The organism is Kitasatospora sp. Xyl93, from assembly GCF_055383135.1.
In genome coordinates this window covers 6,339,818-6,360,737 of record NZ_AP029185.1, presented here as the reverse complement: position 1 = coordinate 6,360,737, position 20,920 = coordinate 6,339,818, and the positions used below count along the sequence as shown (strand labels likewise).

Genomic DNA, 20,920 nt, shown 5'->3' with positions numbered 1-20,920 from the left:
AGGCGACCGACCTGCGCACACCACGCGGACCGCACCCGGCCCGCCCACGGAGAAACGGACCCACCATGACGACTGCGGCCATCCCCGACACCTGGCGTGGCATCACCCCGTCGCCGCTCACCTCGACCGACGCCTACAACGGCTTCATCGCCGCCAACGTGATCTTCGCGCTGGACCGGATCGGCCTGCTGGAGCAGATCGGGCGCGGCGAGCCGCTCTCGGCCGCCGAGGCCACCGCCCAGGCCGGCGACACCGCCCGGACCGAGGCCGTGCTGCGCGCCGCCTCCGACTACGGCTACCTCAAGGCCGACGGCGACGCCTACCTGCCGACCGAGGCGGGCCTGGAGATCGCCGCCGCGCGCGGCTACTTCACCTGGGCCGTCGGCGGCTACCACGACGTGTTCGGCCGCGCCGGCCACCTGAGCGCCGGCACCCACCAGTACGACAAGGACGTCTTCCGCGACGAGGCGATGGTCGCCCTCGGCTCCGCCCAGTGCGACCAGTCGCTGTTCGCCGCCCAGCTGACCGACGTGCTCAACGGCATCGACTTCCGCACCATCGCCGACCTGGGCTCCGGCACCTCCGCCCGGGTGCGCCGGGTGGTCTCGCAGCGCGAGGGCACCCGCGGCCTGGGCATCGACATCAGCCGCCCGGCCACCGACATCGCCCGCCGCGACATCGTCGAGGCCGGCATGCAGGACCGGGTCACCGCCGTCCGCGCGGACGTGCTGGGCCTGCTCGGCACCCAGATCGACAACGACGCCGAGGCCGCCGAGGTGGCCGAGGTCGACACCGTGATGAGCTTCTTCCTGCTGCACGACCTGCTGGCCGACCCGGCCACCCGCTCCTCGATCTTCACCCGGATGCGGGAGGCCTTCCCGAAGGCCCGCACCTTCGTCCTCGGCGACACCATGCTGCGCGACCCGGGCACCTCCGACGGCGCCCAGCCGGTCTTCTCGGTGGGCTTCGAGCTGGCGCACGCGATGATGGGCGTCCCGCTGCACACCAAGGCCACCTACGAGGAGCTCTTCACCGACGCCGGCCTGCGGATCGACCGCGTCGAGGCGCTGGCCACCCCGCACTCCTGGCTCTACGTCCTCCAGGCCGACTGATGGCCGCCCCGTCGAGCGCCAGATACCTGCTGGCGCAGAACGAGCACCCGTACCCGCCGCTGCCGTCGGTGCTGGCCGCGCTGGCCGAGGCCGCTGCCGACCTGCACCGCTACCCCGACTTCCGTCCGGAGCGGATCGCCGGGATCATCGCCGACTGGCAGGGCGTCCCGGCGGGGCAGGTCGTGGTCGGCCACGGCTCGGCGGGCGTGGCGCTGGACCTCTTCCACACGGTGGTCGAGCCCGGCGACAACGTGGTGCACTCGGCGCCCTGCTTCGACGCGTACCCGCTGTTCTGCGAGATCGCCCGGGCCGAGGCCCGGCCGGTCCCGCTCGGCCCCGACGCCCGGCACGACCTGGCGGCGATGGCCGGGCGGATGGACGAGCGCACCCGGATCGTCGTGCTGTGCAACCCGCACAACCCGACCGGCACGGTCTACTCCTGGGCCGAGCTGACGGAGTTCTTCCGCCGGGTGCCGTCCACCGCGCTGATCCTGCTCGACGAGGCGTACGTCGACTTCGCCCGGGACTGGCAGGCCCCGGACGTGCCGGCCCGGATCGCCGAGTGGCCGAACCTGGTGGTGCTGCGCACCCTCTCCAAGTCGCACGGCATCGCCGCGCTGCGGATCGGCTACGCGCTGGCGGAGGAGTCCCTGGCGCAGCGGGTGCGGGACCACCAGGTGCCGTACGCGGTGAACAGGCTCCAGGAGGCGGGCCTGCTCGCCGCCGTCGCCGCCGAGGACGAGATGACGCGGCGGATCGAGGAGATCGCGGCGGAGCGGGCCCGCACCGAGGCCGAACTGCTGCGGCTCGGCTGGACGGTGGCGCCCAGCGTCACCAACTTCCTGTGGGTCGACGCCCCCGGCGACCAGCTCCCGCTGCGCGCGGAGCTGGAGCGCCTGGGCGTGGCCGTCCGCTACTACCCCGGCCAGGGCATCCGGGTCGCCATCGGCGAGAAGGACGCCAACGACGCGGTGATCGAGGGTTTCGCCGCCGTCGCTCCGCTGGCCCCGGCCCACCCCGTCGCCTGACCGCCCGGCGCCCTGAGCACCCCGCGTGCGTCAGGGCGCACCCCGGGCACCCGGGGCGCCCACGGGCGCCCCGGCCCCCGCACCACCGCACGAACCGCATGCACCCGCACACCCGAAGCGCCGTCGGCGCAGCGAAGGAACCGCCATGCACCCGCTGTTGGCCCGCCCGGAGTTCCGGCGCTACCTCGCCGGGCAGACCCTGTCCGTCCTCGGTGACAGCGCCCTCTCCATCGCCCTCGGCATCTGGGCCAAGGTGCTGACCGGCAGCAACTCCGCCGCCGGCCTGGTGCTGTTCTGCTTCTCCGCGCCGCTGCTGCTGCTGCCGCTGGGCGGCCTGCTCGCCGACCGGGTCCGCCGCAAGCCGCTGCTGGTCGGGGTCAACCTGGCGGTGGCGGCCTCGCTGCTGCCGCTGCTGCTGGTCGACGGCCGGGACACCGTCTGGATCATCTACTGCACCGCCACGGTCTGCGGTCTGGCCGGAGCCGTCCTGGCGCCGGCCCAGAGCGCGCTGCTGCGCAGCATCCTGACGGAACGTCAGGACTTCGGCGCGGCGGCCGGGTTGACCCAGAGCGCCCGGGCCGGCACCACCCTGGTGGCGCCGCTGCTCGGCTCGGGCCTCTACGGCTGGTTCGGCGGCCACGTGGTGGCCGTGGCCGACCTCGCCGTGCTGCTGCTGGCGGCGCTGAGCTTCCTCACCCTGCGGGTGGCGGAGGTCAAGCCGGAGCCCTCGGGCCTGCGGTGGCGCACCGAGGTGCTGGCGGGCTTCGTCCACCTGCGCTCCTCGGTCGGGCTGCGGCCGCTGGTGGTGGCCACCGCCGCCGCCGGCTTCGTCCTGAGCCTGCTCCAGCCGGTGCTGTTCGCGCTGACCCAGCACGGGCTGCACCGCTCGCCGCAGTTCCTCGGCGTGCTGGAGACCACCGAGGCCGTCGGCGCGCTGGCCGGCTCGGTGGTCGGCGGCCTGCTGATCGGCCGGCTCGGGCCGCGCCGGACGGTCATGGCCGGTTCGGCGGTGTTCGGCCTCGGGACCGTCCTGCTGCTCGCGCCGTCGCTGTACGTGGTGTCGGCCGGCCTGGTGATCGCGGGCGCGGGCATCCCGGCCGCCCTGGTCGGACTCGCCACCGCCGCCCAGGCGTCCACCCCGCCGCAGCTGATGGGGCGCGCCCAGGCGGCCGTCAACCTCTCGCTCACCGCGCCGCAGGCGCTGGCCGTCGGCGTCGGCTCCGGCCTGGTGGCCGCCCTGGACTTCCGGGTGGTGCTGGGCGTGATGGTGGTCGGCGCACTGCTGGCGGCCGCCCACCTGATCGGCAAGCCGGAGGCCCCGACGGAGCCCCCGGAGACCGGGCCGCAGGCCGAGGGCGAGGGCGACGGCCCGGCCGAGCCGCAGGACGCCAAGGACCTCCAGCCCACCTGACCGACGCCGGCCCGCACCACCCCGCACGCCCGATGTCCGACCGCCCTTCGGCACCTCCCGTTCCTCCTCACGAGAGAGCTCCTCAGATGACCGACCGTTCCTCTCCCACCGTCACCCCGATCCCCGTCGAGCTGGACCACGTCGAGTTCTACACGGCCGACCTGGGCGCCGAGACCACCCGGCTGACCGAGGAGTACGGCTTCGAGCTGCTCGTCCCGCCCACCGAGCGCGGCGAGGCCGCCGAGCGCTGCCTGTCCGCCCTGTTCGGCCAGTCCTCGATCCGGCTGCTGGTCACCCAGCCGCTGGCCGCCGGCCACCCGGCCACCGACTACCTGGAGCGGCACGGCGACGGCGTGGCCGCCCTCGGCCTGCGGGTGCCGGACGCCGCCGACGCGTTCCGGACCCTGACCGACCGCGGCGCCGCCGCGCTGCGCCCGCCGCTGGCCGCCGACGGCTGCGTCACCGCGGTGGTCGACGCCTTCGGCGACGTGGTGCACACCCTGGTCGAGCGCGGCCCCGGGACCCCGGCCGGCCGCATCCCCGGCCTGCCGGACCCGCTCCCGCTGACCGGCGAGGGCGAGGTCGGCCTGCGCTCCGTCGACCACTTCGCGGTCCTGGTCCCGTTCGGCGAGCTGCGCACGACCGAGCACCGCTACCGCGAGGTCTTCGGGTTCCGGACGATCTTCGAGGAGCGGGTCGAGTTCGGCACCCTCGGCATGGACTCGGCCGTCGTGCAGAGCGCCGACCACAGCGTCACCCTCACCCTGATCGAGCCGCTCGCCGCGGACGCGGGCGGCCAGATCGCCTCCTTCCTGGCCGGCCACGGCGGCGCCGGGGTGCAGCACGTCGCCTTCGCCTCCGAGGACGCGGTGCACTCCGTCTCCACCATGGCCGAGCGCGGCGTGCCGTTCCTGCGCACCCCGCAGACCTACTACGACGCCCTGCCCGGCCGCCTGACCCCGCTGCGCCACTCCACCGACCAGCTGCGGGAGCTGAACCTGCTGGTCGACCAGGACCACGACGGCCAGCTGTTCCAGATCTTCACCCGCTCCCAGCACCCCCGGAACACCTTCTTCTTCGAGGTGATCGAGCGCATCCGGGCCCGCAACTTCGGCAGCAACAACATCCGCGCCCTCTACGAGGCCGTGGAGCTCCAGCGCAACGCCAGCGAAGTGGCCGGATGAGCGCGTCCGTCCGCGACGAACCACCGACCGAACCGGCCGACGGGCGCCCGGCACTGTCCGTCGCGGAGTACGCCGACCGGGCCCGGGCCGTGCTCGCGCCCGAGGTCTGGGAGTGGCTGGAAGGCGGCGCCGAGCGCGAGCTGACCCTCGCCGCCAACCGGACCGCCTTCGACCGGGTGGGCCTGGTGCCCCGGGTGCTGACCGACGTCAGCACCCGGGACACCGCCGCCACCCTGGTGCGCAGCCGGGCGACCCTGCCGGTGGCGGCGGCACCCGTCGCCTACCACCGGCTGTTCCACCCCGAGGGCGAACTGGCCTCGGCCCGCGCCTGCGCCGCCGCGGGCGTGCCGTTCACCGTCGGCACCCTCAGCAGCGTCGGCTTCGAGGAACTGGCCGGGACCGGTGCCACGCTCTGGTTCCAGCTGTACTGGCTGCGCGACCGCGGCCGGCTGCTCGACCTGGTCAAGGCCGCCGAGCAGGCCGGCAGCGAGGCCCTGGTGGTCACCGCCGACGTGCCGTACATGGGCCGCCGGCTGCGCGACGCCAGGAACGCCTTCGCACTGCCCGGGGACGTCCGCGCGGCGCTGCTGGAGGACGGCGCCGCCGGGCGGGCGCACGAGTCCACCGCGGCCGTCTCGGCGGTCGCCGCGCACACCGCCGAACTGCTCTCCCCCGGCGTCACCTGGGCCGACCTCGAGTGGCTGCGCGGGCAGACCGCGCTGCCGCTGGTGGTCAAGGGCGTGCTCGACCCGGGCGACGCGCGCCGGGCCGCCGGGCTCGGCGCCGCGGCCGTGGTGGTCTCCAACCACGGCGGCCGCCAGCTCGACCGGGCCGTGCCCGCGCTGACGGTCCTGCCGGCCGTCGCCGAGGCGCTGGCCGGCGAGGACTGCCAGGTGCTGATGGACAGTGGGGTGCGCGGCGGCTCGGACGTGCTCACCGCGCTGGCCCTCGGCGCCTCCGGGGTGCTGCTCGGGCGCCCGCTGATCTGGGGCCTGGCGGCCGGCGGCGAGGCGGGCTGCACCGAGGTCCTCGACCTGCTCGCCGCCGAGCTGCGGCACGCGCTCGGCCTCGCGGGCTGCGCCGACCTGCGGGCCGCCGCCGACCTGCGCACCACCACCCTGCCCTGCCCCACCTGGAGCACCCCGTGACCACCATCGCCGCACCGCACGACCTGCTGCTGGCGGGTCTGCACACGTCCCTCGCCGACCCGGCGATGACCTCGATGAACCTGCTCAACGAGATCTCCATCCGGTACCCGGAGGCGGTCTCCTTCGCGGCCGGCCGCCCGGCCGAGCAGTTCTTCGAGCTGGACGCCGTCCACCGCCACCTGGACCGCTACCTCGACCACCTGCGCACCGAGCGCGGGCTGACCGAGGAGGCGGCCCGCCGCCAGGTGCTCCAGTACGGGCGGACCAAGGGGATCATCCACGACCTGATCGCCACCCACCTCGCCACCGACGAGGGCATCGAGGTGCCCGCCGAGTCGATCGTGGTGACGGTGGGCTGCCAGGAGGCGATGTTCCTGGTGCTGCGGGCGCTGCGCCGCGGCCCCGAGGACGTGGTGCTGGCCGTCTCCCCCACCTACGTGGGGCTGACCGGCGCGGCGCTGCTGGCCGACCTGCCGGTACGGGCGGTCGCCGACGGCCCGGACGGCGTGGACCTCGCCGACCTGCGCCGCCGACTGGCCGCCGCCCGGGCCGAGGGGCTGCGCCCGCGGGCGCTCTACCTGGTGCCGGACGTGGCCAACCCGAGCGGGGCCAGCCTGCCGCTGGAGCTGCGCCGGGAGCTGCTGGCGCTGGCGGGCGAGGAGGACTTCCTGCTGCTGGAGGACAACCCGTACTGCGTGTTCGCCGGCGAGGAACGGCTGCCCTCGCTCAAGGCGCTGGACACCGACCGGCGGGTGGTCCACCTCGGCTCCTTCGCCAAGACGGCCCTGCCCGGCGCCCGGGTCGGGTACGTGGTGGCGGACCAGCTGGTGGACGACGGTCAGGGCTCCACCGTGCTGTTCGCCGACCTGCTCGGCATGATCAAGAGCATGACCACGGTGAACACCTCGCCGATCGCCCAGGCCGTGATCGGCGGCGCGCTGCTGGAGCACGGCCACAGCCTGCGGGCCGCCAACGCCGAGGTCGCCGCGCTCTACCGGCGCAACCTCTCGCTGGTGCTGGAGGGCCTGGCCCGGCGCTTCCCGCCCGGCGGCGGGGTGACCTGGAACGAGCCGCGCGGCGGGTTCTTCCTGGTGCTCACGGTGCCGTGCGTGGTGGACGACGCGCTGCTCGAACGCTCGGCCTCGGAGTACGGGGTGATCTGGACGCCGATGTCGCACTTCTACCCGGGCGCGGGCGGGGAGCACCAACTGCGGCTCTCCGTCAGCCAGGTCGACCCGGCCACCCTCGACCGGGGGCTGGACGGACTGGCCGCGCTGCTCGCCGCACAGTCCTGACCCGCCCGGAAGGGGCGTCCCGCCGGGGGCGCCCCTTCCGGCTCGTTCCGGCGTCCGTTCCGGCCGGTTCGGGCCCGTTCCGGGCCCCACGAGGGTAGGTTCCCAGGCATGCTTGACTACCTCTCACGCACCATCGCCGCCTACGAGCACGGCGTCGAAAAGTACGAATCCGCCACCAAGGGCATGGTTCCGGACGAGGAGCTCGACCGCTTCACCCGGATGCTCCCCGATCCGGCCGGGCCGGTCCTGGACGCCGGGTGCGCCTTCGGCCGCGACACGGCCCTGCTGGCGGCCAGGGGCGTGGCGGTGACCGGGGTCGACCTGAGCGAGCCCTTCCTCGCCCGGGCCCGGGAGCTCCACCCCGCGCTGGACTTCCGGCGCATGGACGTGTGCGCGCTGGACTTCCCCGACGCCTCCTTCGCCGGCGTCTGGTCCCAGGCGACGCTGCTGCACCTCAAGGACGAGCAGGTGGCGGCCGCGCTGTCCGAGTTCCGCCGGGTGCTGCGGGCCGGCGGTGCGCTCTTCGTCAGCTTCAAGGAGGGCGAGGGCGAGGAGGAGTTCGTCGAGTCCTTCAGCGCCGACGCCGCCCGCTTCTTCCGCTACCAGACCGCGGACCGGGTCCGCGGCCTGCTGGAGGCGGCCGGCTTCCCCGGGCCCGACGTGCGCGTCGTCAACGAGCGGCAGCGCTACGGCGCCGGGCACCGCGACCTCGACTGGCTGACCGCGTACGCCCGCGCCGCCCGCTGATCCGTCCGACGACGGAACCGCCCGACAACGGAACCGCCCGGCGGTGGACCGGCCGACAACGGAACCGCCCAGCGGTGGACCGGCCGGCGGTGGACCGGCCTACCCGCCGGGCGCCAGCGCTCCGGCCGTGCGGGCCGCCAGCCGGGCCACCCGGTCGGCGGCCCGCACCGCCTCGTCCGCGTCGACGCCGGAGAACGCGAGCCGCACCGATCCGGGCGGCGCGTCGAAGGCGGAGCCGGGCCCGACCGCGAGCTCCAGCTCGGCGAACTCGGCCAGCACCCGTTCCTCCGCGGCACCGCGCCAGGACAGCAGCAGGGACATGCCACCCCCGGTGAACTCCCAGCCCAGCAGGTCCCCGAGCCGGTCGGTGAACAGCCGGCGCGCCTCCAGCGTGGGTTCGACGCACGCCCGGACCAGCGAGTCGAGCGCGGACGGCTCCAGGAACCCGGCCCAGGCCCGCTGCCAGGTGGTGGCGGGCCCGGCGGCGCGCAGCGTCGGGAGCGGGGCGGCACCGACGGGCGGGGTCGCCCAGCCGAGCCGGCTGCCGCCGCCGCACAGCTTCGCCAGGGACGTCACGCCCCAGCAGCCGTCCGGCGGGTCCTCCGGCGGGGCGAACCACCGGTAGACCTGGTTGACCACCACGTGGTGGCCCTGTGCCGCGAGTTCCGCCAGGACCGCGCGTTCGGCGGGGCCGAGCGACCGGCCGTCGGGGTTGCGGTGCGGGCTGGTCACCCAGACCGTCGCCGGCTCCGGGCAGCCGCGCGCCGCGCCGGGGAGCTCCTCCCAGGTCAGGGCGCGGACCCCGGCGGCCCCGGCGAGCACCGTCCCGATGTCGGCGAAGCCCGGCCGTTCCACCACCGCCGTCCGGGTGCGCCCCGCCCAGCTTCCGGCGAACTGGCGCACCCCGCCGGTGACCAGCGTCCGTTCCGGCGGGGCGCCGAACGACTCGGCCAGCCGTTCCAGCAGTTCGGGGTCGCCCTGCGCGGGCGGGGTGCTCCAGCGGTCCGCCCGGTCCAGGGCCCGGTCGTGCGCCGCTCCGAAGCGGCGCACCAGGTCCGTCGGCCAGGGGCGGGGCGGACCGCCGAGGTCGATCATCAGGCCGGGCCCGCGGCGGCCGCGCGGGCGCCGGCGATCAGCTCGCCCGGCAGGCGGTAGTCCACGGTGGCGAGGAAGGTCTCGTCCTCGATCCGCACGTACTGCCCGTACGGGGTGTCGAGCCGCTGGATGCCCCGGTCCGCCGAGAGCGCCTTGGGCCGGGCGGGGACCGCCGGGTCCGGCACGGCCGGCTCGCCCTCGAGCAGGGCCTCGGCGATGTCCACCGGCACCAGCCGGACGCAGGTCCACGGGTTCAGCGCGAACGGCCGGGCGGTCTTCCCGCCGGTCGGCCGGACCACGCTCAGCGACAGCCGACCGCGGTAGTAGCCGTACGCGTCGGCCGCCAGCTTCGCCGCGCCGACCAGCCCGCCGCGTCGGCGCCCCTCCTCGAAGGCGTGCACGGTGGTGCCCAGGCAGCGCCGCTCCCAGTGCGGCGCCCGCGGGTCCGGCGCCGGCTCCAGGGTGCGCACCGCGGGCAGGGTGCGCAGCCGCTCCTCCTGCGCCGCCGTCAGGGCGGTGCCGGCCCGCAGCTCGGCCACGATGAAGCCGAGGAAGCCCTCCAGGCCGGACTGACGCAGCCGGGCGGTGAAGCGCGGGACGTCGAACTCCGGCAGCGAGAGCGCCATCAGCAGGTCGTTGGTGTCCTTGGCCGTCACGAAGTAGTCGCCCGCGGCGTTGTTGACGACGCAGGCGAGGTTCTCCTCGGGCGCGAGGACCCGGACCCCGGGCTCCCCGGCGGGCAGCTGCGGGGTCAGCCCGAGCCGGCTGCTGTGCCGCACCGAGTAGTCGCCGAAGTGGATGTCCACGTTCAGCAGGTCGTCCGCGCCGTCCGGCGCGACCAGCGGGAACTGCCCGTACACGAGGTTCTCGGTCGGGTCGTACTTGATCCAGGGCAGCTCGGCCTTCAGGTACTGGTAGCCGTGCTCCAGGCGCAGCGCCCGTACCAGGACGCTGGCCTCGGCCCGGGTCCGGACGAAGATGTCCAGGTCGCTGAAGTCGCGCACGCCGGGGTCGGTGTACGTCGCGCGGGCGCCGAGCCCCTTGATCGCGAAGAACTGGAGGCCCGCGTCGCGGGCGATCCGCTCCAGCATCTCCAGGTTGGCGTCCAGGACCTTGTGCATCCGCTTGAGGCTGTCCGCCTTGGGGCGCATCGCGGCCATGCAGCCGCGCACGCCCGGCCGGTCCTCGTACGGGGCGAGCCGGGACATCACCAGCGTGCGCATCCGCAGGGTCTCCAGGAAGCGGGCCGCCTCCTGCGCGCCGATCGTGGCGATGGCGGCCAGCGAGCGCTCCGTGCTGTACAGCGGCTGGAGGCTGGAGAGGCTCCGCAGGGCGGCCAGGTCGTCGGGGTGGGGGAAGTCAGTTCCCATGGTGGTCGGTCCTCGTGCTCTCTTCGTGCGTGGGAATGCCGCGGGTCGACAGCGACCGGTTGAGGTAGCCGACCACGCCCGTGATGTCCTCGCCCACCCAGCCGGGGGGCGTGTACTGCCGTGCCTCCTCGACGGAGGGGAACTCGACCTCGGCGGTGCACAGTCCGTGCAGCGCGCCGTGGTAGACGTCGACGACGACGGTGTGCGGGCCGTCCGCCAGCCGATAGCGGTCCTTCTCGATCCTGGCGGCCGCGGTCGTGGGCCACAGGGCGTCGAACTCCTCGCTGCCGATCTCCCGTTCGACCTCCACCCGGACCAGACCGGTGCCGCTCTTGACGGTCAGGGTGTGCCGGCCCGAGGCGCGCCGGATCCGGACCTCGGTGCCCTCCTCGGTGATCGCGACGTAGCCCTGCCGGACCTGCTGCGCGGTCGCGTCCGCCGGCGGGACGAAGTCGTGGACGAGGAACTTCCGCTCGATCTCTTGGGTCATGGGTGCGCTCCGGGAGTCGGGGTGGCCGGGGTCAGTGGAGGACGCCCTGGCGCACCAGCAGGTCGCGGATCCCGGAGACCTTCTCCGCGCCCAGGCGCCGCTTGGCGATCTCCGCCTCGTCCTCGACCGCGTGCCCGTACTGCCACCAGGCCTCGCCGGTGTCGCTGTTCATGACCACGAAGCGGTCCTTGGCGGCCGGGCCGCGGACGATCAGCGAGGTGGTGTCAGGCACCGCGGCGACCGAGTGGACCAGCGTGTGGCGGATCACGTAGCCGGTTCCCGGCGTCTCGTCCCGGACCATGAAGGGCTCGCCGATCTTGGTGTCGGTGGTCAGCTCGTCGTAGTCGCCGTACAGGTAGTGGCGGTAGCTGCCGGCCAGCACCCGGTTGCCGAAGGTCCAGCGGTGGTTGTGCGGGCGGTCGAACTCGCGGTCGCGGAACACGTGCAGCCGCACCCGCACCCCGCTGGCGGCGTCGTTGACGAGGACCACCCGGTCCAGTTCCTGCAGCCGCTCGCTCTGCACCAGCAGCTCGGGCGTGGCCAGGACGTGGTCGAAGGCCGCGTTGAGCCACTCCTCCGTGCTCAGTTCCTCCAGCAGCTCGGCGAGCTGGTCGTGGAGGACCGGCAGGTCCTCCCAGGCGAGCCCGGCCAGCCGGGCGGAGTCGATGAGCTGGTCACCGATGGCGGTCACGGCGGTCACTGTTCCTTTCCCACGTACGCGTGTTGGTCCTGCTGAGCGGCGAGCCAGCGGCGCGCCCGGTCCTGGATCTTGGGAAGCATCTGCGGCGCCGTCAGCATCAGCGGCAGCAGCTCCGGCTCCGTGGTGATCGCGCGCAGCATCAGGTTGACGGTGACCCCGTGGCCGGGGCGCTCGACCACCTCGACCGGATCGCCCGGTGAGACCTCGCCCTCGGTCAGGACCCGCAGGTAGGCACCGGGCGCCCCGTTCGCGATGAAGCGCTTGACCAGGTCCGGGACGTCCCAGAAGCCCGCGAAGACCCGGCAGGGCTTGCGCGGGCGGATCACCTCGAAGACCGCGCCGCCGATCCGCCAGCGCTCGCCGATCTCGGCGTGGGTGACGTCGACGCCGACGGTGGAGAGGTTCTCGCCGAAGTTCCCCGGTGCCACCGTGCGGCCGAGCTCCCGCTCCCAGAAGCCGGCGTCCTCGCGCGCGAACGCGTACACCGCCTTGTCGACGCCGCCGTGCGCCCTGGTGTTGACGATCAGGTCGCCGTCGAGCCCGCCGGCCCGGGCCATGACCGGGCCGGGCACCGGTCGCTTGTCGATGCCGCTGCGCCCGTTGGAGGTCCACGGCCCGGTGCGTTCCACGCCGAGGTTGACGGTGAGCAGCCGGCCCGCCGCGCTCACCGCGGCCCGCCCCAGTCCGCGGTGACGTTCGGCACGCTCGTCTCCACCCCCGGGAGGTTCATCTCCGTCAGCAGGTGGGTGATCACGGTCAGCAGGTCCCAGCGGTTGGGGTGCTCGTACGGGATGCCGCGGGTGACGGCCAGGACCTCGCCCAGCCCGACCGGGCCGCCGGCGGCCCGGCGGGCGGCCAGCTCGCCCGGCGGGCCCGGGACCCGCAGCAGGCGCTCCCAGCTGAGCTCGTAGTCGAAGTCGTGGGCCGGGTGGCGGCCCTCCAGGGCGTCGAAGACGGCCAGCACCTCGGGGAGGGCGTCGTGGTCGGCGAGGATCCGTTCGCGCATCGTGGCGCGGCGGTCGTCGTCGCACAGCACGGCGATCTCCCGGAACACGTCGATCGGCTCGTCCGAGCAGTGCATGAAGTTGAACAGGCCGTTGACGACGCCCAGTTGGTGGCGGAGGTGGTCGGGGCGCCGCTGGGTCGGGTCAGCCGGGCCCTTGAGGGAGTTCAGGCGGATCGCGGCCGGCAGCCCGCCGGGCGCCCACCTGGTGTCCTTGAGCACCAGGCAGACCGTGTCGATGCTGGGCAGGATCAGGTCCATCGCCTCGACCCGGTCCCGGGTGGCGATGTTGAAGTGGTGGCGCCAGACCTCGCGGATGGTCTGCCGGTCGTGCCTGAAGACCACCACGTCGACCGGCACGAAGCCGGCGTCGGCCAGGGCCCGGACGGCGCGGCGCAGCCGACGGCCCGCCGTGGCCTCGGCCTTGAGCATGCACAGCGTGACGCCGAGCATCTCCGGCAGGTCCCCGCCGAAGGTCCAGCAGCTCTCCCGGAGGTACTGCTCGACGGAGTACATCCGGGCCTTCTCCGCGGACCAGGTGAGCTGGTCGAGGACGTCCTGGTCGACTTCGCTGAGCCGCTCGTGGTCTGGCAATGCTTCGGACAGCACGTGTGCTTCCCTCTCTTCAGGAAACCGGTGCCGCGCTGGACGGCCCTGCGTGGACACCGGGACGGTCGCCGAGGACCCCGGCGACGAACTCGACCTCCGCCCGGCGCTGGTAGCCGTTGGGCTCGGCGTGGCCGGCGAACGGCCACACCCCGATCCGCTTCGGTCCGGCGTAGTGGTGGTACGTGGTGGCGACGGAGGCCGGGGAGCAGACCTGGTCCCGCATCGCGAGGGAGAACAGCGCCGGGCAGTCGGCGCGTTCGGCCAGCGCGACGCCGTCGAAGTAGGACAGCGTGTCCATCGCGCGGGCGACGTGCTGCGGATGGAACTGGCAGAACCGCAGCAGTTCGCGGTAGGGCTGGCGGTCCGGCAACAGCGCCGGGTCGGTGACCTCGCACAGGAACGGGGACTCGACCAGCGCCGCCGCCACCCGGTCGTGCAGCGCCGCGGCGGCGAGCGCCAGCAGGCCGCCCTGGCTGCATCCGGAGACGACGATCCGCCCCGGATCCACCGCCGGGTGGGCGATCGCGGTGTCCACCGCGCGCACCGCGTCGACGTAGGCGTCCCGGTAGTAGTACTCGGCCGGATCCAGCAGGCCCCGGGTGACGAACCCCGGGACCTGCGGGTGCGTCGTGCCCACCGGATCGGGGGTGCTCCCCGGGCGCAGGTTCGCGCCCCCCTGGCCCCGGGTGTCGACCACCAGCACGGCCCGGCCGACCGCCGGCCACAACAGCCAGTCCAGCGGAGTCCCGCGGCCCTCACCGTAGCCCAGGAACTGCACCACGCACCCGACGGCCGCCGAAGCGTGCCGGGGCACGATCAGCCAGGCCGCGATGCGGTGGCCCCGCGAGCCCGCGAAGGACACGTCGTACACCGTGGCGGCGGTCAGCTCGGCGGCGACCTCGGTGAACACCGGGTCCAGCGGGTGCGCCGCCGCGTCCAGGGTGTCCTTCCAGAAGGCGTCGAAGTCCGCGGGGGGCCGCCGGGCGGAGCGCAGCCCGGCGAGCGCCTCGGGGAGGCCGTTCACGCCCGGACCCCGTCGGTGTGCTGCCAGGACTCGAGCAGGACGTTGGGGAAGATCCGGCCGATGCCCGGTTCGTTGAAACGCAGCGTGTGCGTCAGCACGCTGAGCAGGTCCCAGTGCTGGGCCGGGCCGTCCGCGCCGGCGCGCAGGGCCGCGGCGATCCGCCCGACCGGGACCTCCCGGCCGGCCGCGTGGTCGCGGGCCAGGTCTCCGATCGGCCCGTCGGCCGCGGCCAGCCGGCGCCGGCTGTTGTCCAGGTCCAGGTCGTGCGCGGGGGTCTCGGCCTCCAGCTCCGCGAAGGCGGCGAGGGCCTCGGGCACCGCGTCGTACCCGCTGCGCACCCGCGCGTGCAGCAGCCGGCGGCGCTCCTCGTCGCACACGATGGCGATCTCGCGCATCACGTCGATCGGCTCGTCCGAGGTGTGGGTGAAGTTGAACAGGCCGTTGACCGCGCCGAGCCGGCTGCGCAGGTGCTCGGGGCGGCGCTGCGCCGGGTCGGACGGTCCCTTGAGGGCGGTCAGCCGGACGGCGGCCGGGACGTCGCCGGGGGTCCAGCGCTCGTCCCGGAGGACCAGCATCACCGAGTCGGACGTGCCGAGGACCAGGTCCATCGCGTCGATCCGCTCCCGGCTGGCGAAGTTCAGCTGGAAGCGCCAGGTCTCCCGGACGGTGAGCCGGTGGTGGCGGAAGCGGACCGCGTCGACCGGGCGGAAGCCGTTCTCGCGCAGGGCGTCGAGAGCCGGGCGGTAGCGCCGGCCGGCGGCCGCCTCGGGCTTGAGCACGCACAGGGTGGTGCGCAGCACGTCGTCGAGGTCGTCGCCGAAGAGCCAGCTGCTCTCCCGGAAGTAGTTGTCCACCCCGTACAGCCGCGCCTTGGCCGGCGACCGGGTCACCGTCCGCACCAGCTCGGTGGGGATGTCGTGGAGGATCACCCCGGGGGCCGCCGCCGTCTCGAGGTCTTCTGTCTTCACCGCGGTGCCGTCCTTCTGGTTCGTTCGTCGGCTCACAGGGAGAGCCCGTCGGTCAGTCCGGCGGCGTGGAAGGCGTCCAGGGTCCCCGGGTCGTCCAGCGCGCCGATCTCGACGAAGTAGCGGGTGGTCGTCCGGCCGGCCTCGGCGATGGAGGCCCGCACCTCGGCGGCCGGGTACGACTCGGCCATGACGGTCTCCGCCTCGCCGGTGGTGAGGCCGGCGGCGAGCAGGGAGCGCGCGACGGCCGGGTAGTCCGGTTCGAGGAAGACCGTGATCAGCTCGGGCAGCCAGGGCCCGAGCAGTCGGCGCTGCCGGGCGCTCAGCGAGTGCCAGAAGTACTTGAGCACGCTGTGGAAGTAGGCGTGGTGCTTGCCCTCGTCCTCGGCGTGGTCGCGGACCAGGTCGCGGACCGCGGTGGGCAGCCGGCGGTCGCGCGGGAGGTCGGACAGGATCGCCGAGATCAGCGTCTCGCTGACGATGCAGAAGGCGAGCGACTGGGTGCCGCGCAGCTCGGGCTGCATGAGCGCGCGGATCTCCTCCAGCCGGCGGATGAAGGCGGGTTCGGCCAGCTCCAGGGCGATGCCCGCCTCCGCTGCCACCTGGGTCAAGAGGTCGCGGGAGAACTGGGCGTGCCAGGCCTCGTCCGTCGAGATCTTGAACGCGTCCTCCCGCATGGCCGCGACCAGGTCGAGGTCGTCCCGGCCGCGGCTGAGGGCCACGGTCACCGGGAGCACGGCGACGGACTCCAGTTCCGTGGTGAAGTGCAGGTAGTGGCAGAGCCGCTCCACGAGTATGCGGCGAACCGTCCCGGGTGCGGCATCGCGCACGATCGGGTGGGATACCACGGGAACCAGTTCCGGCGGGAAATACACCTGGCCGTCCGAAGGCTGCGCGAGTACGCGGATCGGTTTTATACGAACGCTCGCTCGCTGATCCCAATTACCGAATTTGCTTTGATACTCGTCCGCTACCGACGACTCCGGGCAGGCAATGACTGACCGTTTTGCGGGCATGGGCCGACCATAGATCAGGCCCGCCCGACAAGTAAAGGAGAAAACTTCCCGGGGCGGCCGGCCCGAGTATCCAGCAGTTTTCGCCCGCAAAGGGGACACACCCCCCGTCACACCCCCCGGGAGAGGAATTCGGGCAAACCGGCCGGATCGTCCGCCAGGGGAGCCGACGGAGCCTCAGAAGTCGCCGTACTCACAGGCCGATCAGGGTTGACCGCGGCTCCTCAATCGCGATAGGAAGTTAACGCAGCGGTTACGGAGATGACTCCGAACCGCCCGGTACGGGGGTACCAGCGCCGCACTTCTCGCTCATTCCGAGCGCTGCGGGTGTGCTGATGAGAGTTTCGGTGGGATCGATGGTGGCGCGTTCACCGTTGTGACACATCGCGTTGCGTCAACGCACCCACGCGGAACTGAATCCTCCAAATCCATGCCAAGGAGGAGGTGAAAGTCATGAAGAAGTACATCAAGCCGTCTGCCAAGAAGGTCGGCACGGGCACCATCCTGTCGAACGGCGTCTGATGACGCGTTGTGCGCCACGCCCGGAAACGGGCGTGGCGCACCTTTCGGGGCCTCCGGTCGTTTTCGAGTGGCTCGCTTTCCTGTTTTTCAGCGGACGGAGTGTGGAGAATGTGTGGCATCGCCGGGGTGGCCCGGATCGACGGGACTGCCCTGCCCGAGGAGGCCGGTGGACTCCTGGAGGCGTTCGCCCGCACACTCGCCCACCGCGGACCCGACGACCGGCGACTGCTCTGTGACGGCCCCGTGGGCATGGCCTTCAACCGGCTCTCCCTGGTCAACCCGGAGGACGGCGCCCAACCACTCGTCAGCTCGGACGGCAACCTCGTCCTGATCGCCAACGGCGAGGTCTACAACCACCGGGAACTCGCCGCCGGCCTGCCCTCCGGCACCCGGCTGAGCACCGGCTCCGACTGCGAGGTGCTCCTCTACCTCTACCAGCGCGACGGTCTGCGCTTCCTCGACCGGGTGAACGGCATGTTCGCCTTCGTCCTGTGGGACCGCGCCCGCGGCGTCCTGCTGATGGGGCGCGACCGCTTCGGCATCAAGCCGCTCTACTACCACCGCAACGACGAACGCGTCGTCTTCGCCTCGGAGATGAAGGCCCTGTTCGCGGACGGCGCCACCCCGCGCCGGGTCGACTGGAGCCGCGCGCTCAGCGAGTACGACATGAACGCCACGCCCGGGTTCGTGCACGGCCGCATCACCACCTGGTTCGAGGACATCCGGATCGTGGCGCCCGGAACGATCCTGCAGATCCGCCTCCAGGACGGCGCCACCAGCGAGCACCGCTACTGGGAACTGCCCGGCCCCGACGCCCACTCCGACATGACGGACGAGGACTACGTCGCCGAGTTCCGCGACCTGCTCGCCGCTTCCGTCGCCGACTGCGCCACCGCCGACTCCGAGCTCGGCCTCTTCCTCAGCGGGGGCATCGACTCCGCCGCCGTCGCGGCGCTCGCCCCGGGCGGCGGCCTCCAGACCTTCACCGCGCTGACACCCGGCACCGCCCTCAACGGCGACGCCCGTGGCGGCCACCGGACCGCCGAGCTGCTGGGTCTGACGAACCACCAGGTGCTCATCGGCTCCGACCGCGTCCCCGGCCCGCAGGAGTGGCGCGACCTCGTCTGGCTGGCGGAGACCCCGATGGTGGGCCCCGAGGTCTTCTACAAGTTCGAGATGCACCGCTTCGCCCGGCAGAACTTCCCCGAGATCAAGGGCATGCTGCTCGGCGCCGCCGCCGACGAGATCAACGGCGGCTACATCCCGAACTTCGCCGGCGAGGGCGGCGACTGGGACTCCTTCGAGGCCAACCTGCGCGACCTGCACCGGCGGCAGGCGCTGGAGCGCAACCCGAAGCTCGGCCACTGGTGGGAGCACGAGGGCGTCCCACTGCTCAACGACGCGGTCATCGACCCCTCCTCGCCGTACGCGGACGACCACTACGCCGGCTACTTCGCCTGGCAGTACCGCACGTTGGAGCAGTACAACGTCTGGCACGAGGACCGCACCGCCGCCGGCAACGGGGTCGAGGCCCGCGTCCCGTTCCTCGACCACCGCCTCGTCGAACTCGTCGCCCGGATCCCCGCCGCCCGCCGCTCCGCGCTGCTGTGGGACAAGCGCATCGTGCGCGAGGCGATGAAGGGCATCCTGCCCGAGGAGATCCGTACCCGCCCCAAGGGCTACTTCTTCTACGGCGAGGGCGCCCGGCACACCAATCGCGTCCTGACCCGGATCCTCGCCCAGGACGGCGCCGCCCTCCTCGAGGAGGCCCTGTCCAGCGACAACGCGCGCCGCCACCTCAACGCCGACGGGCTGCGCACCACCCTCGACCGGCTGGTGCGCAGCCCCAGCACCGGCAGCATCGAGCTGCTGCTGCGGATCGTCAACCTCGGCCTGCTGGAGGCGATGACCGCGCAGCTGCCGGCCGCGCCGTCGCTGGCCGCCGCCCGTCCCACCCCGGTGGAGCTGAAGGTCGACGACTGGGAGCGCGAGGCCCCGGAGATCCTCGCCCGGGTCGTCAGCGAACCGGAGATCGACCGCCAGGCGGTCTACGCGCTGGCCGACAACGCCCTGCTCGCCACCGTGCCCGCGCAGCCGGACTCGTGGTTCGTGGTGGTCGACGGAAGCTTCGAGTACGAGATCTCGGCCTCCGAGGACGCCGCGTGGCTGGCCCTGCTGCAGTCCCTCGACGGCACCCTCACCCTGGCCGAGACGCTGGCCAAGACCGGTGGCGAACTCGCCGAGGTGGCCGAGCTGTTCCAGGAGGCCCTGGCCGTCGGTCTGATCACCGTGGAGTCCGGGGCCGGGGAGCCGGTCCTGCGATGAGTACGCCGCCCTCGGCGCCCGCGGCCGCCGGCACCGGCTTCCTGGCCCGCGCGTTCGACCGCGCGGCCTGGCCGCCGCAGCTCGTGCGCCTGCTGTCGGCGGCCGTGATGGTCGCCTTCGCGGTGGCGCTCTGGTCCCAGGGCGGGACCTGGCGCGCCGCCGCCGCGCTCGTCGCCCTGGACGCCCTGGCCGGACTGCTGCCGTGGCGGATGCCGCGGACCCTGCGCACCGGCGCCGCCTACTGGAGCGAGAACGCGATCGCCGTCGCCGTCCCGATCTCCTTCATCGCGGTCGCCGCCGCCACCGACATGCCCTGGCTCACCCGGGGCACGGCCTGGTGGTGGTACGCCGTGGCGCTCGCAGTGGCCGCGGTCCTGCTGCTGGCCGGCGGGATGAACTTCCGGCTGCTGCTCTCCGGCGACCTGGCCTTCCTCGTCGGCCCGTCCACCCCGCTCCAGGCGCGGACCAGGGTGGCGACGGGCATCCTGGCGCCCTTCGGTGAAGAGGCGCTGTACCGGTCGTTCGCCGTCACGGCGGCCGGGCCGGCCGGCCTCGTGGTCCCGCTCCTGGGCGCGGCCGCGTTCATCGCCCGCCACCACGTCGGCGACAGCCACTGGCGCAAGGCGCCGCGGGTACTGGCCGTGGAACTCCTGGCCGCCCTCTGTCTGCTGGCCCTGGTCACGCTGTCCGGCTCGATCCTCCCCGCGCTGCTGGCCCACCTGGTCAACAACGCGCCGTCCGTCCTGCTCGAGCACCAACGTTCAGAGAAAGAGAGCCATGGCTGACAACTCGTCCTCCTGCCTACCGGAGTTGCGCGCCCAGGGCCTCCTCCCGGACGCCCCGCTCTGCATCTTCCAGGCGGGCTCCATCGTGCGCGGCTGGGGCAACCCGAGCAGCGACATCGACCTGTTCGTCATCACCGAGGAGCCGTGGAGCGGCAGCCTCGGCGGCGCCCCGATCCCGTTCGGCGCGGACGAGTTCCGCTCGATCGAGACCTACGCGGACGGCACCCGCTGCGACCTGCGGTACCTGACCGACAAGCAGATCGACACCGTCCTGTCGAAGGTCTCGCACCAGGCCTTCGAGAGCGCCGTGGGCGAGGGCGTCCAGCTCGACCGCCAGGAGACGGTCACGCTGGAGTGGCTGCGGCACGGCCAGGCGCTCGAGAACGTGGACTGGCTGACCCGGCGCGCGCAGGAGCTCAAGGACTCCGCCTTCGGCTCCGTGCTGGTGCAGCGCGGCCTGAACTACGCCGACACCCGCGTCGAGGACGCCGTGGGGCAGATGGCGATCGGCGACCTGGAGAGCGCGGTGCTCTCGGCCCGCGTCGCCCTGGAGTACGCCGTGGACGCGCTGCTCGCCTCGCACGCCGAGTACGGCCAGAACGCCAAGTGGCGGGCCAGGCGCTTCCGGGCCGTGGAGCAGTCGGTGCTCTCGTTCGACGAGTACTGGGCGCTGGAGACGATGCAGTCGTTCGACCCGGCCGACCCCGCGGCGTGGGTCAACGAAGTGCTGCCCGTGTGCCGCCGGATCTCGATGAGCGTGGTCCTCTGATGGCAGACCAGCCCGACCTCTCCGTCGACCAGGTTCCGTCGTACCGGCCCGACGTCCGGGTCCGCAACCTGCGCGGCAAGTTCCTCGTGGCCGTGGGCAAGGACGCCTTCGAGCTGTCCGAGACGGCCAGCTTCATCTGGAAGCAGATCGACGGACGGAACTCGATCGCCGACATCGGCCGGCTGCTGGCCGCCGAGTACGGCATCGATGCGGAGACCGCCACCGCAGACACCAAGGAAATTCTGGAATACCTCGCGACGACCGGCTCCGTCGTCTTCTGACGCCTGCACCAGGTCGGACGTGGCGGTGGACCGCGAGATGGACT

20 protein-coding genes are annotated in these 20,920 nt (G+C 73.2%); 11 read left to right on the top strand and 9 right to left on the bottom strand.

Annotated features, from left to right (window positions below; all coding sequences use genetic code 11):
- The first annotated feature begins 65 nt into the window (after nt 1-65).
- The 7 genes from ACZ5GH_RS27775 to ACZ5GH_RS27745 all read left to right on the top strand — a co-directional run bounded on the left by ACZ5GH_RS27775 (nt 66) and on the right by ACZ5GH_RS27745 (nt 7,925).
- A complete protein-coding gene (locus ACZ5GH_RS27775; protein WP_387758639.1) occupies nt 66-1,112 on the top strand; it encodes an SAM-dependent methyltransferase in 1,047 nt (348 codons plus the stop codon).
- Nucleotides 1,112-2,140 (top strand): pyridoxal phosphate-dependent aminotransferase, encoded by a 1,029-nt coding sequence (locus ACZ5GH_RS27770; protein ID WP_387758638.1) that lies wholly within the window; start codon nt 1,112-1,114, stop codon nt 2,138-2,140. Before ACZ5GH_RS27775 ends, ACZ5GH_RS27770 begins: the two co-directional genes overlap by 1 nt.
- Nucleotides 2,141-2,285: 145 nt before the next feature.
- A complete protein-coding gene (locus ACZ5GH_RS27765; protein ID WP_464335577.1) occupies nt 2,286-3,551 on the top strand; it encodes an MFS transporter in 1,266 nt (421 codons plus the stop codon).
- Nucleotides 3,552-3,637: 86 nt separating this feature from the next.
- A complete protein-coding gene (hppD, locus tag ACZ5GH_RS27760) occupies nt 3,638-4,735 on the top strand; it encodes a 4-hydroxyphenylpyruvate dioxygenase (RefSeq protein WP_387758634.1) in 1,098 nt (365 codons plus the stop codon).
- On the top strand, nt 4,732-5,883 hold the full coding sequence (locus ACZ5GH_RS27755) for an alpha-hydroxy acid oxidase (RefSeq protein ID WP_464335576.1): 1,152 nt from the start codon (nt 4,732-4,734) through the stop codon (nt 5,881-5,883). The genes hppD and ACZ5GH_RS27755 overlap by 4 nt, the downstream gene beginning before the upstream one ends.
- Nucleotides 5,884-5,948: 65 nt before the next feature.
- Nucleotides 5,949-7,178: an aminotransferase class I/II-fold pyridoxal phosphate-dependent enzyme gene (locus ACZ5GH_RS27750; protein WP_387758711.1), complete on the top strand. Its 1,230-nt coding sequence runs from the start codon at nt 5,949-5,951 to the stop codon at nt 7,176-7,178.
- A 108-nt stretch (nt 7,179-7,286) separates the two neighbouring features.
- Complete coding sequence (locus ACZ5GH_RS27745; protein WP_387758631.1) at nt 7,287-7,925, top strand: class I SAM-dependent methyltransferase; 639 nt, start codon at nt 7,287-7,289, stop codon at nt 7,923-7,925.
- 99 nt (nt 7,926-8,024) lie between these two features.
- On the opposite strand, the gene ACZ5GH_RS27740 is transcribed toward ACZ5GH_RS27745, so the two are convergent.
- From ACZ5GH_RS27740 to ACZ5GH_RS27700, 9 genes are read right to left on the bottom strand one after another with little or no spacing between them, the layout of a single operon-like run.
- Nucleotides 8,025-9,020: an aminotransferase class I/II-fold pyridoxal phosphate-dependent enzyme gene (locus ACZ5GH_RS27740; RefSeq protein ID WP_387758630.1), complete on the bottom strand. Its 996-nt coding sequence runs from the start codon at nt 9,018-9,020 to the stop codon at nt 8,025-8,027.
- Entirely contained in the window at nt 9,020-10,390 is a 1,371-nt protein-coding gene (locus tag ACZ5GH_RS27735; protein WP_387758629.1) for a nucleotidyltransferase family protein, read from the bottom strand. Before ACZ5GH_RS27735 ends, ACZ5GH_RS27740 begins: the two co-directional genes overlap by 1 nt.
- Nucleotides 10,380-10,880, bottom strand: coding sequence for a CYTH domain-containing protein (locus ACZ5GH_RS27730; protein ID WP_464335575.1), 501 nt, complete (start codon nt 10,878-10,880; stop codon nt 10,380-10,382). The genes ACZ5GH_RS27735 and ACZ5GH_RS27730 overlap by 11 nt, the downstream gene beginning before the upstream one ends.
- Before the next feature lie 31 nt (nt 10,881-10,911).
- Nucleotides 10,912-11,571, bottom strand: coding sequence for a hypothetical protein (locus tag ACZ5GH_RS27725; RefSeq protein ID WP_387758626.1), 660 nt, complete (start codon nt 11,569-11,571; stop codon nt 10,912-10,914).
- 5 nt (nt 11,572-11,576) lie between these two features.
- Nucleotides 11,577-12,248, bottom strand: a complete 672-nt coding sequence (locus ACZ5GH_RS27720) for an MOSC domain-containing protein (RefSeq protein ID WP_387758625.1) — start codon at nt 12,246-12,248, stop codon at nt 11,577-11,579.
- Nucleotides 12,245-13,192, bottom strand: a complete 948-nt coding sequence (locus ACZ5GH_RS27715) for a nucleoside-diphosphate kinase (protein ID WP_387758623.1) — start codon at nt 13,190-13,192, stop codon at nt 12,245-12,247. The genes ACZ5GH_RS27720 and ACZ5GH_RS27715 overlap by 4 nt, the downstream gene beginning before the upstream one ends.
- Nucleotides 13,193-13,208: 16 nt before the next feature.
- On the bottom strand, nt 13,209-14,216 hold the full coding sequence (locus ACZ5GH_RS27710; protein ID WP_464335574.1) for an acetylxylan esterase: 1,008 nt from the start codon (nt 14,214-14,216) through the stop codon (nt 13,209-13,211).
- Nucleotides 14,213-15,184: a nucleoside-diphosphate kinase gene (locus ACZ5GH_RS27705; RefSeq protein ID WP_464335573.1), complete on the bottom strand. Its 972-nt coding sequence runs from the start codon at nt 15,182-15,184 to the stop codon at nt 14,213-14,215. The genes ACZ5GH_RS27710 and ACZ5GH_RS27705 overlap by 4 nt, the downstream gene beginning before the upstream one ends.
- A 32-nt stretch (nt 15,185-15,216) precedes the next feature.
- Nucleotides 15,217-16,197 (bottom strand): diiron oxygenase, encoded by a 981-nt coding sequence (locus ACZ5GH_RS27700; RefSeq protein WP_387758618.1) that lies wholly within the window; start codon nt 16,195-16,197, stop codon nt 15,217-15,219.
- A 627-nt stretch (nt 16,198-16,824) separates the two neighbouring features.
- Here ACZ5GH_RS27700 and asnB point away from each other — a divergent pair.
- The 4 genes from asnB to ACZ5GH_RS27680 are packed head-to-tail and all read left to right on the top strand — an operon-like array spanning nt 16,825 to nt 20,876.
- The gene (gene asnB, locus ACZ5GH_RS27695) at nt 16,825-19,041 is read left to right on the top strand and encodes an asparagine synthase (glutamine-hydrolyzing) (protein WP_464335572.1); all 2,217 of its coding nucleotides are present in this window, start codon (nt 16,825-16,827) and stop codon (nt 19,039-19,041) included.
- Complete coding sequence (locus ACZ5GH_RS27690; RefSeq protein WP_464335571.1) at nt 19,038-19,826, top strand: CPBP family glutamic-type intramembrane protease; 789 nt, start codon at nt 19,038-19,040, stop codon at nt 19,824-19,826. Before asnB ends, ACZ5GH_RS27690 begins: the two co-directional genes overlap by 4 nt.
- Nucleotides 19,819-20,595 carry a nucleotidyltransferase family protein gene (locus tag ACZ5GH_RS27685; RefSeq protein WP_387758614.1) on the top strand — a complete coding sequence of 259 codons (777 nt, stop codon included), beginning with the start codon at nt 19,819-19,821 and terminating at the stop codon, nt 20,593-20,595. The genes ACZ5GH_RS27690 and ACZ5GH_RS27685 overlap by 8 nt, the downstream gene beginning before the upstream one ends.
- On the top strand, nt 20,595-20,876 hold the full coding sequence (locus ACZ5GH_RS27680) for a PqqD family protein (RefSeq protein WP_387758612.1): 282 nt from the start codon (nt 20,595-20,597) through the stop codon (nt 20,874-20,876). The genes ACZ5GH_RS27685 and ACZ5GH_RS27680 overlap by 1 nt, the downstream gene beginning before the upstream one ends.
- Nucleotides 20,877-20,920 lie beyond the last annotated feature (44 nt).

Coding starts and splice junctions, on each gene's coding strand:
- ACZ5GH_RS27775 (WP_387758639.1), top strand. CDS start 66: ATGACGACTGCGGCCATCCCCGACACCTGGCGTGGCATCACCCCGTCG.
- ACZ5GH_RS27770 (WP_387758638.1), top strand. CDS start 1,112: ATGGCCGCCCCGTCGAGCGCCAGATACCTGCTGGCGCAGAACGAGCAC.
- ACZ5GH_RS27765 (WP_464335577.1), top strand. CDS start 2,286: ATGCACCCGCTGTTGGCCCGCCCGGAGTTCCGGCGCTACCTCGCCGGG.
- hppD (WP_387758634.1), top strand. CDS start 3,638: ATGACCGACCGTTCCTCTCCCACCGTCACCCCGATCCCCGTCGAGCTG.
- ACZ5GH_RS27755 (WP_464335576.1), top strand. CDS start 4,732: ATGAGCGCGTCCGTCCGCGACGAACCACCGACCGAACCGGCCGACGGG.
- ACZ5GH_RS27750 (WP_387758711.1), top strand. CDS start 5,949: ATGACCTCGATGAACCTGCTCAACGAGATCTCCATCCGGTACCCGGAG.
- ACZ5GH_RS27745 (WP_387758631.1), top strand. CDS start 7,287: ATGCTTGACTACCTCTCACGCACCATCGCCGCCTACGAGCACGGCGTC.
- ACZ5GH_RS27740 (WP_387758630.1), bottom strand. CDS start 9,020: ATGATCGACCTCGGCGGTCCGCCCCGCCCCTGGCCGACGGACCTGGTG.
- ACZ5GH_RS27735 (WP_387758629.1), bottom strand. CDS start 10,390: ATGGGAACTGACTTCCCCCACCCCGACGACCTGGCCGCCCTGCGGAGC.
- ACZ5GH_RS27730 (WP_464335575.1), bottom strand. CDS start 10,880: ATGACCCAAGAGATCGAGCGGAAGTTCCTCGTCCACGACTTCGTCCCG.
- ACZ5GH_RS27700 (WP_387758618.1), bottom strand. CDS start 16,197: ATGCCCGCAAAACGGTCAGTCATTGCCTGCCCGGAGTCGTCGGTAGCG.
- asnB (WP_464335572.1), top strand. CDS start 16,825: ATGTGTGGCATCGCCGGGGTGGCCCGGATCGACGGGACTGCCCTGCCC.
- ACZ5GH_RS27690 (WP_464335571.1), top strand. CDS start 19,038: ATGAGTACGCCGCCCTCGGCGCCCGCGGCCGCCGGCACCGGCTTCCTG.
- ACZ5GH_RS27685 (WP_387758614.1), top strand. CDS start 19,819: ATGGCTGACAACTCGTCCTCCTGCCTACCGGAGTTGCGCGCCCAGGGC.
- ACZ5GH_RS27680 (WP_387758612.1), top strand. CDS start 20,595: ATGGCAGACCAGCCCGACCTCTCCGTCGACCAGGTTCCGTCGTACCGG.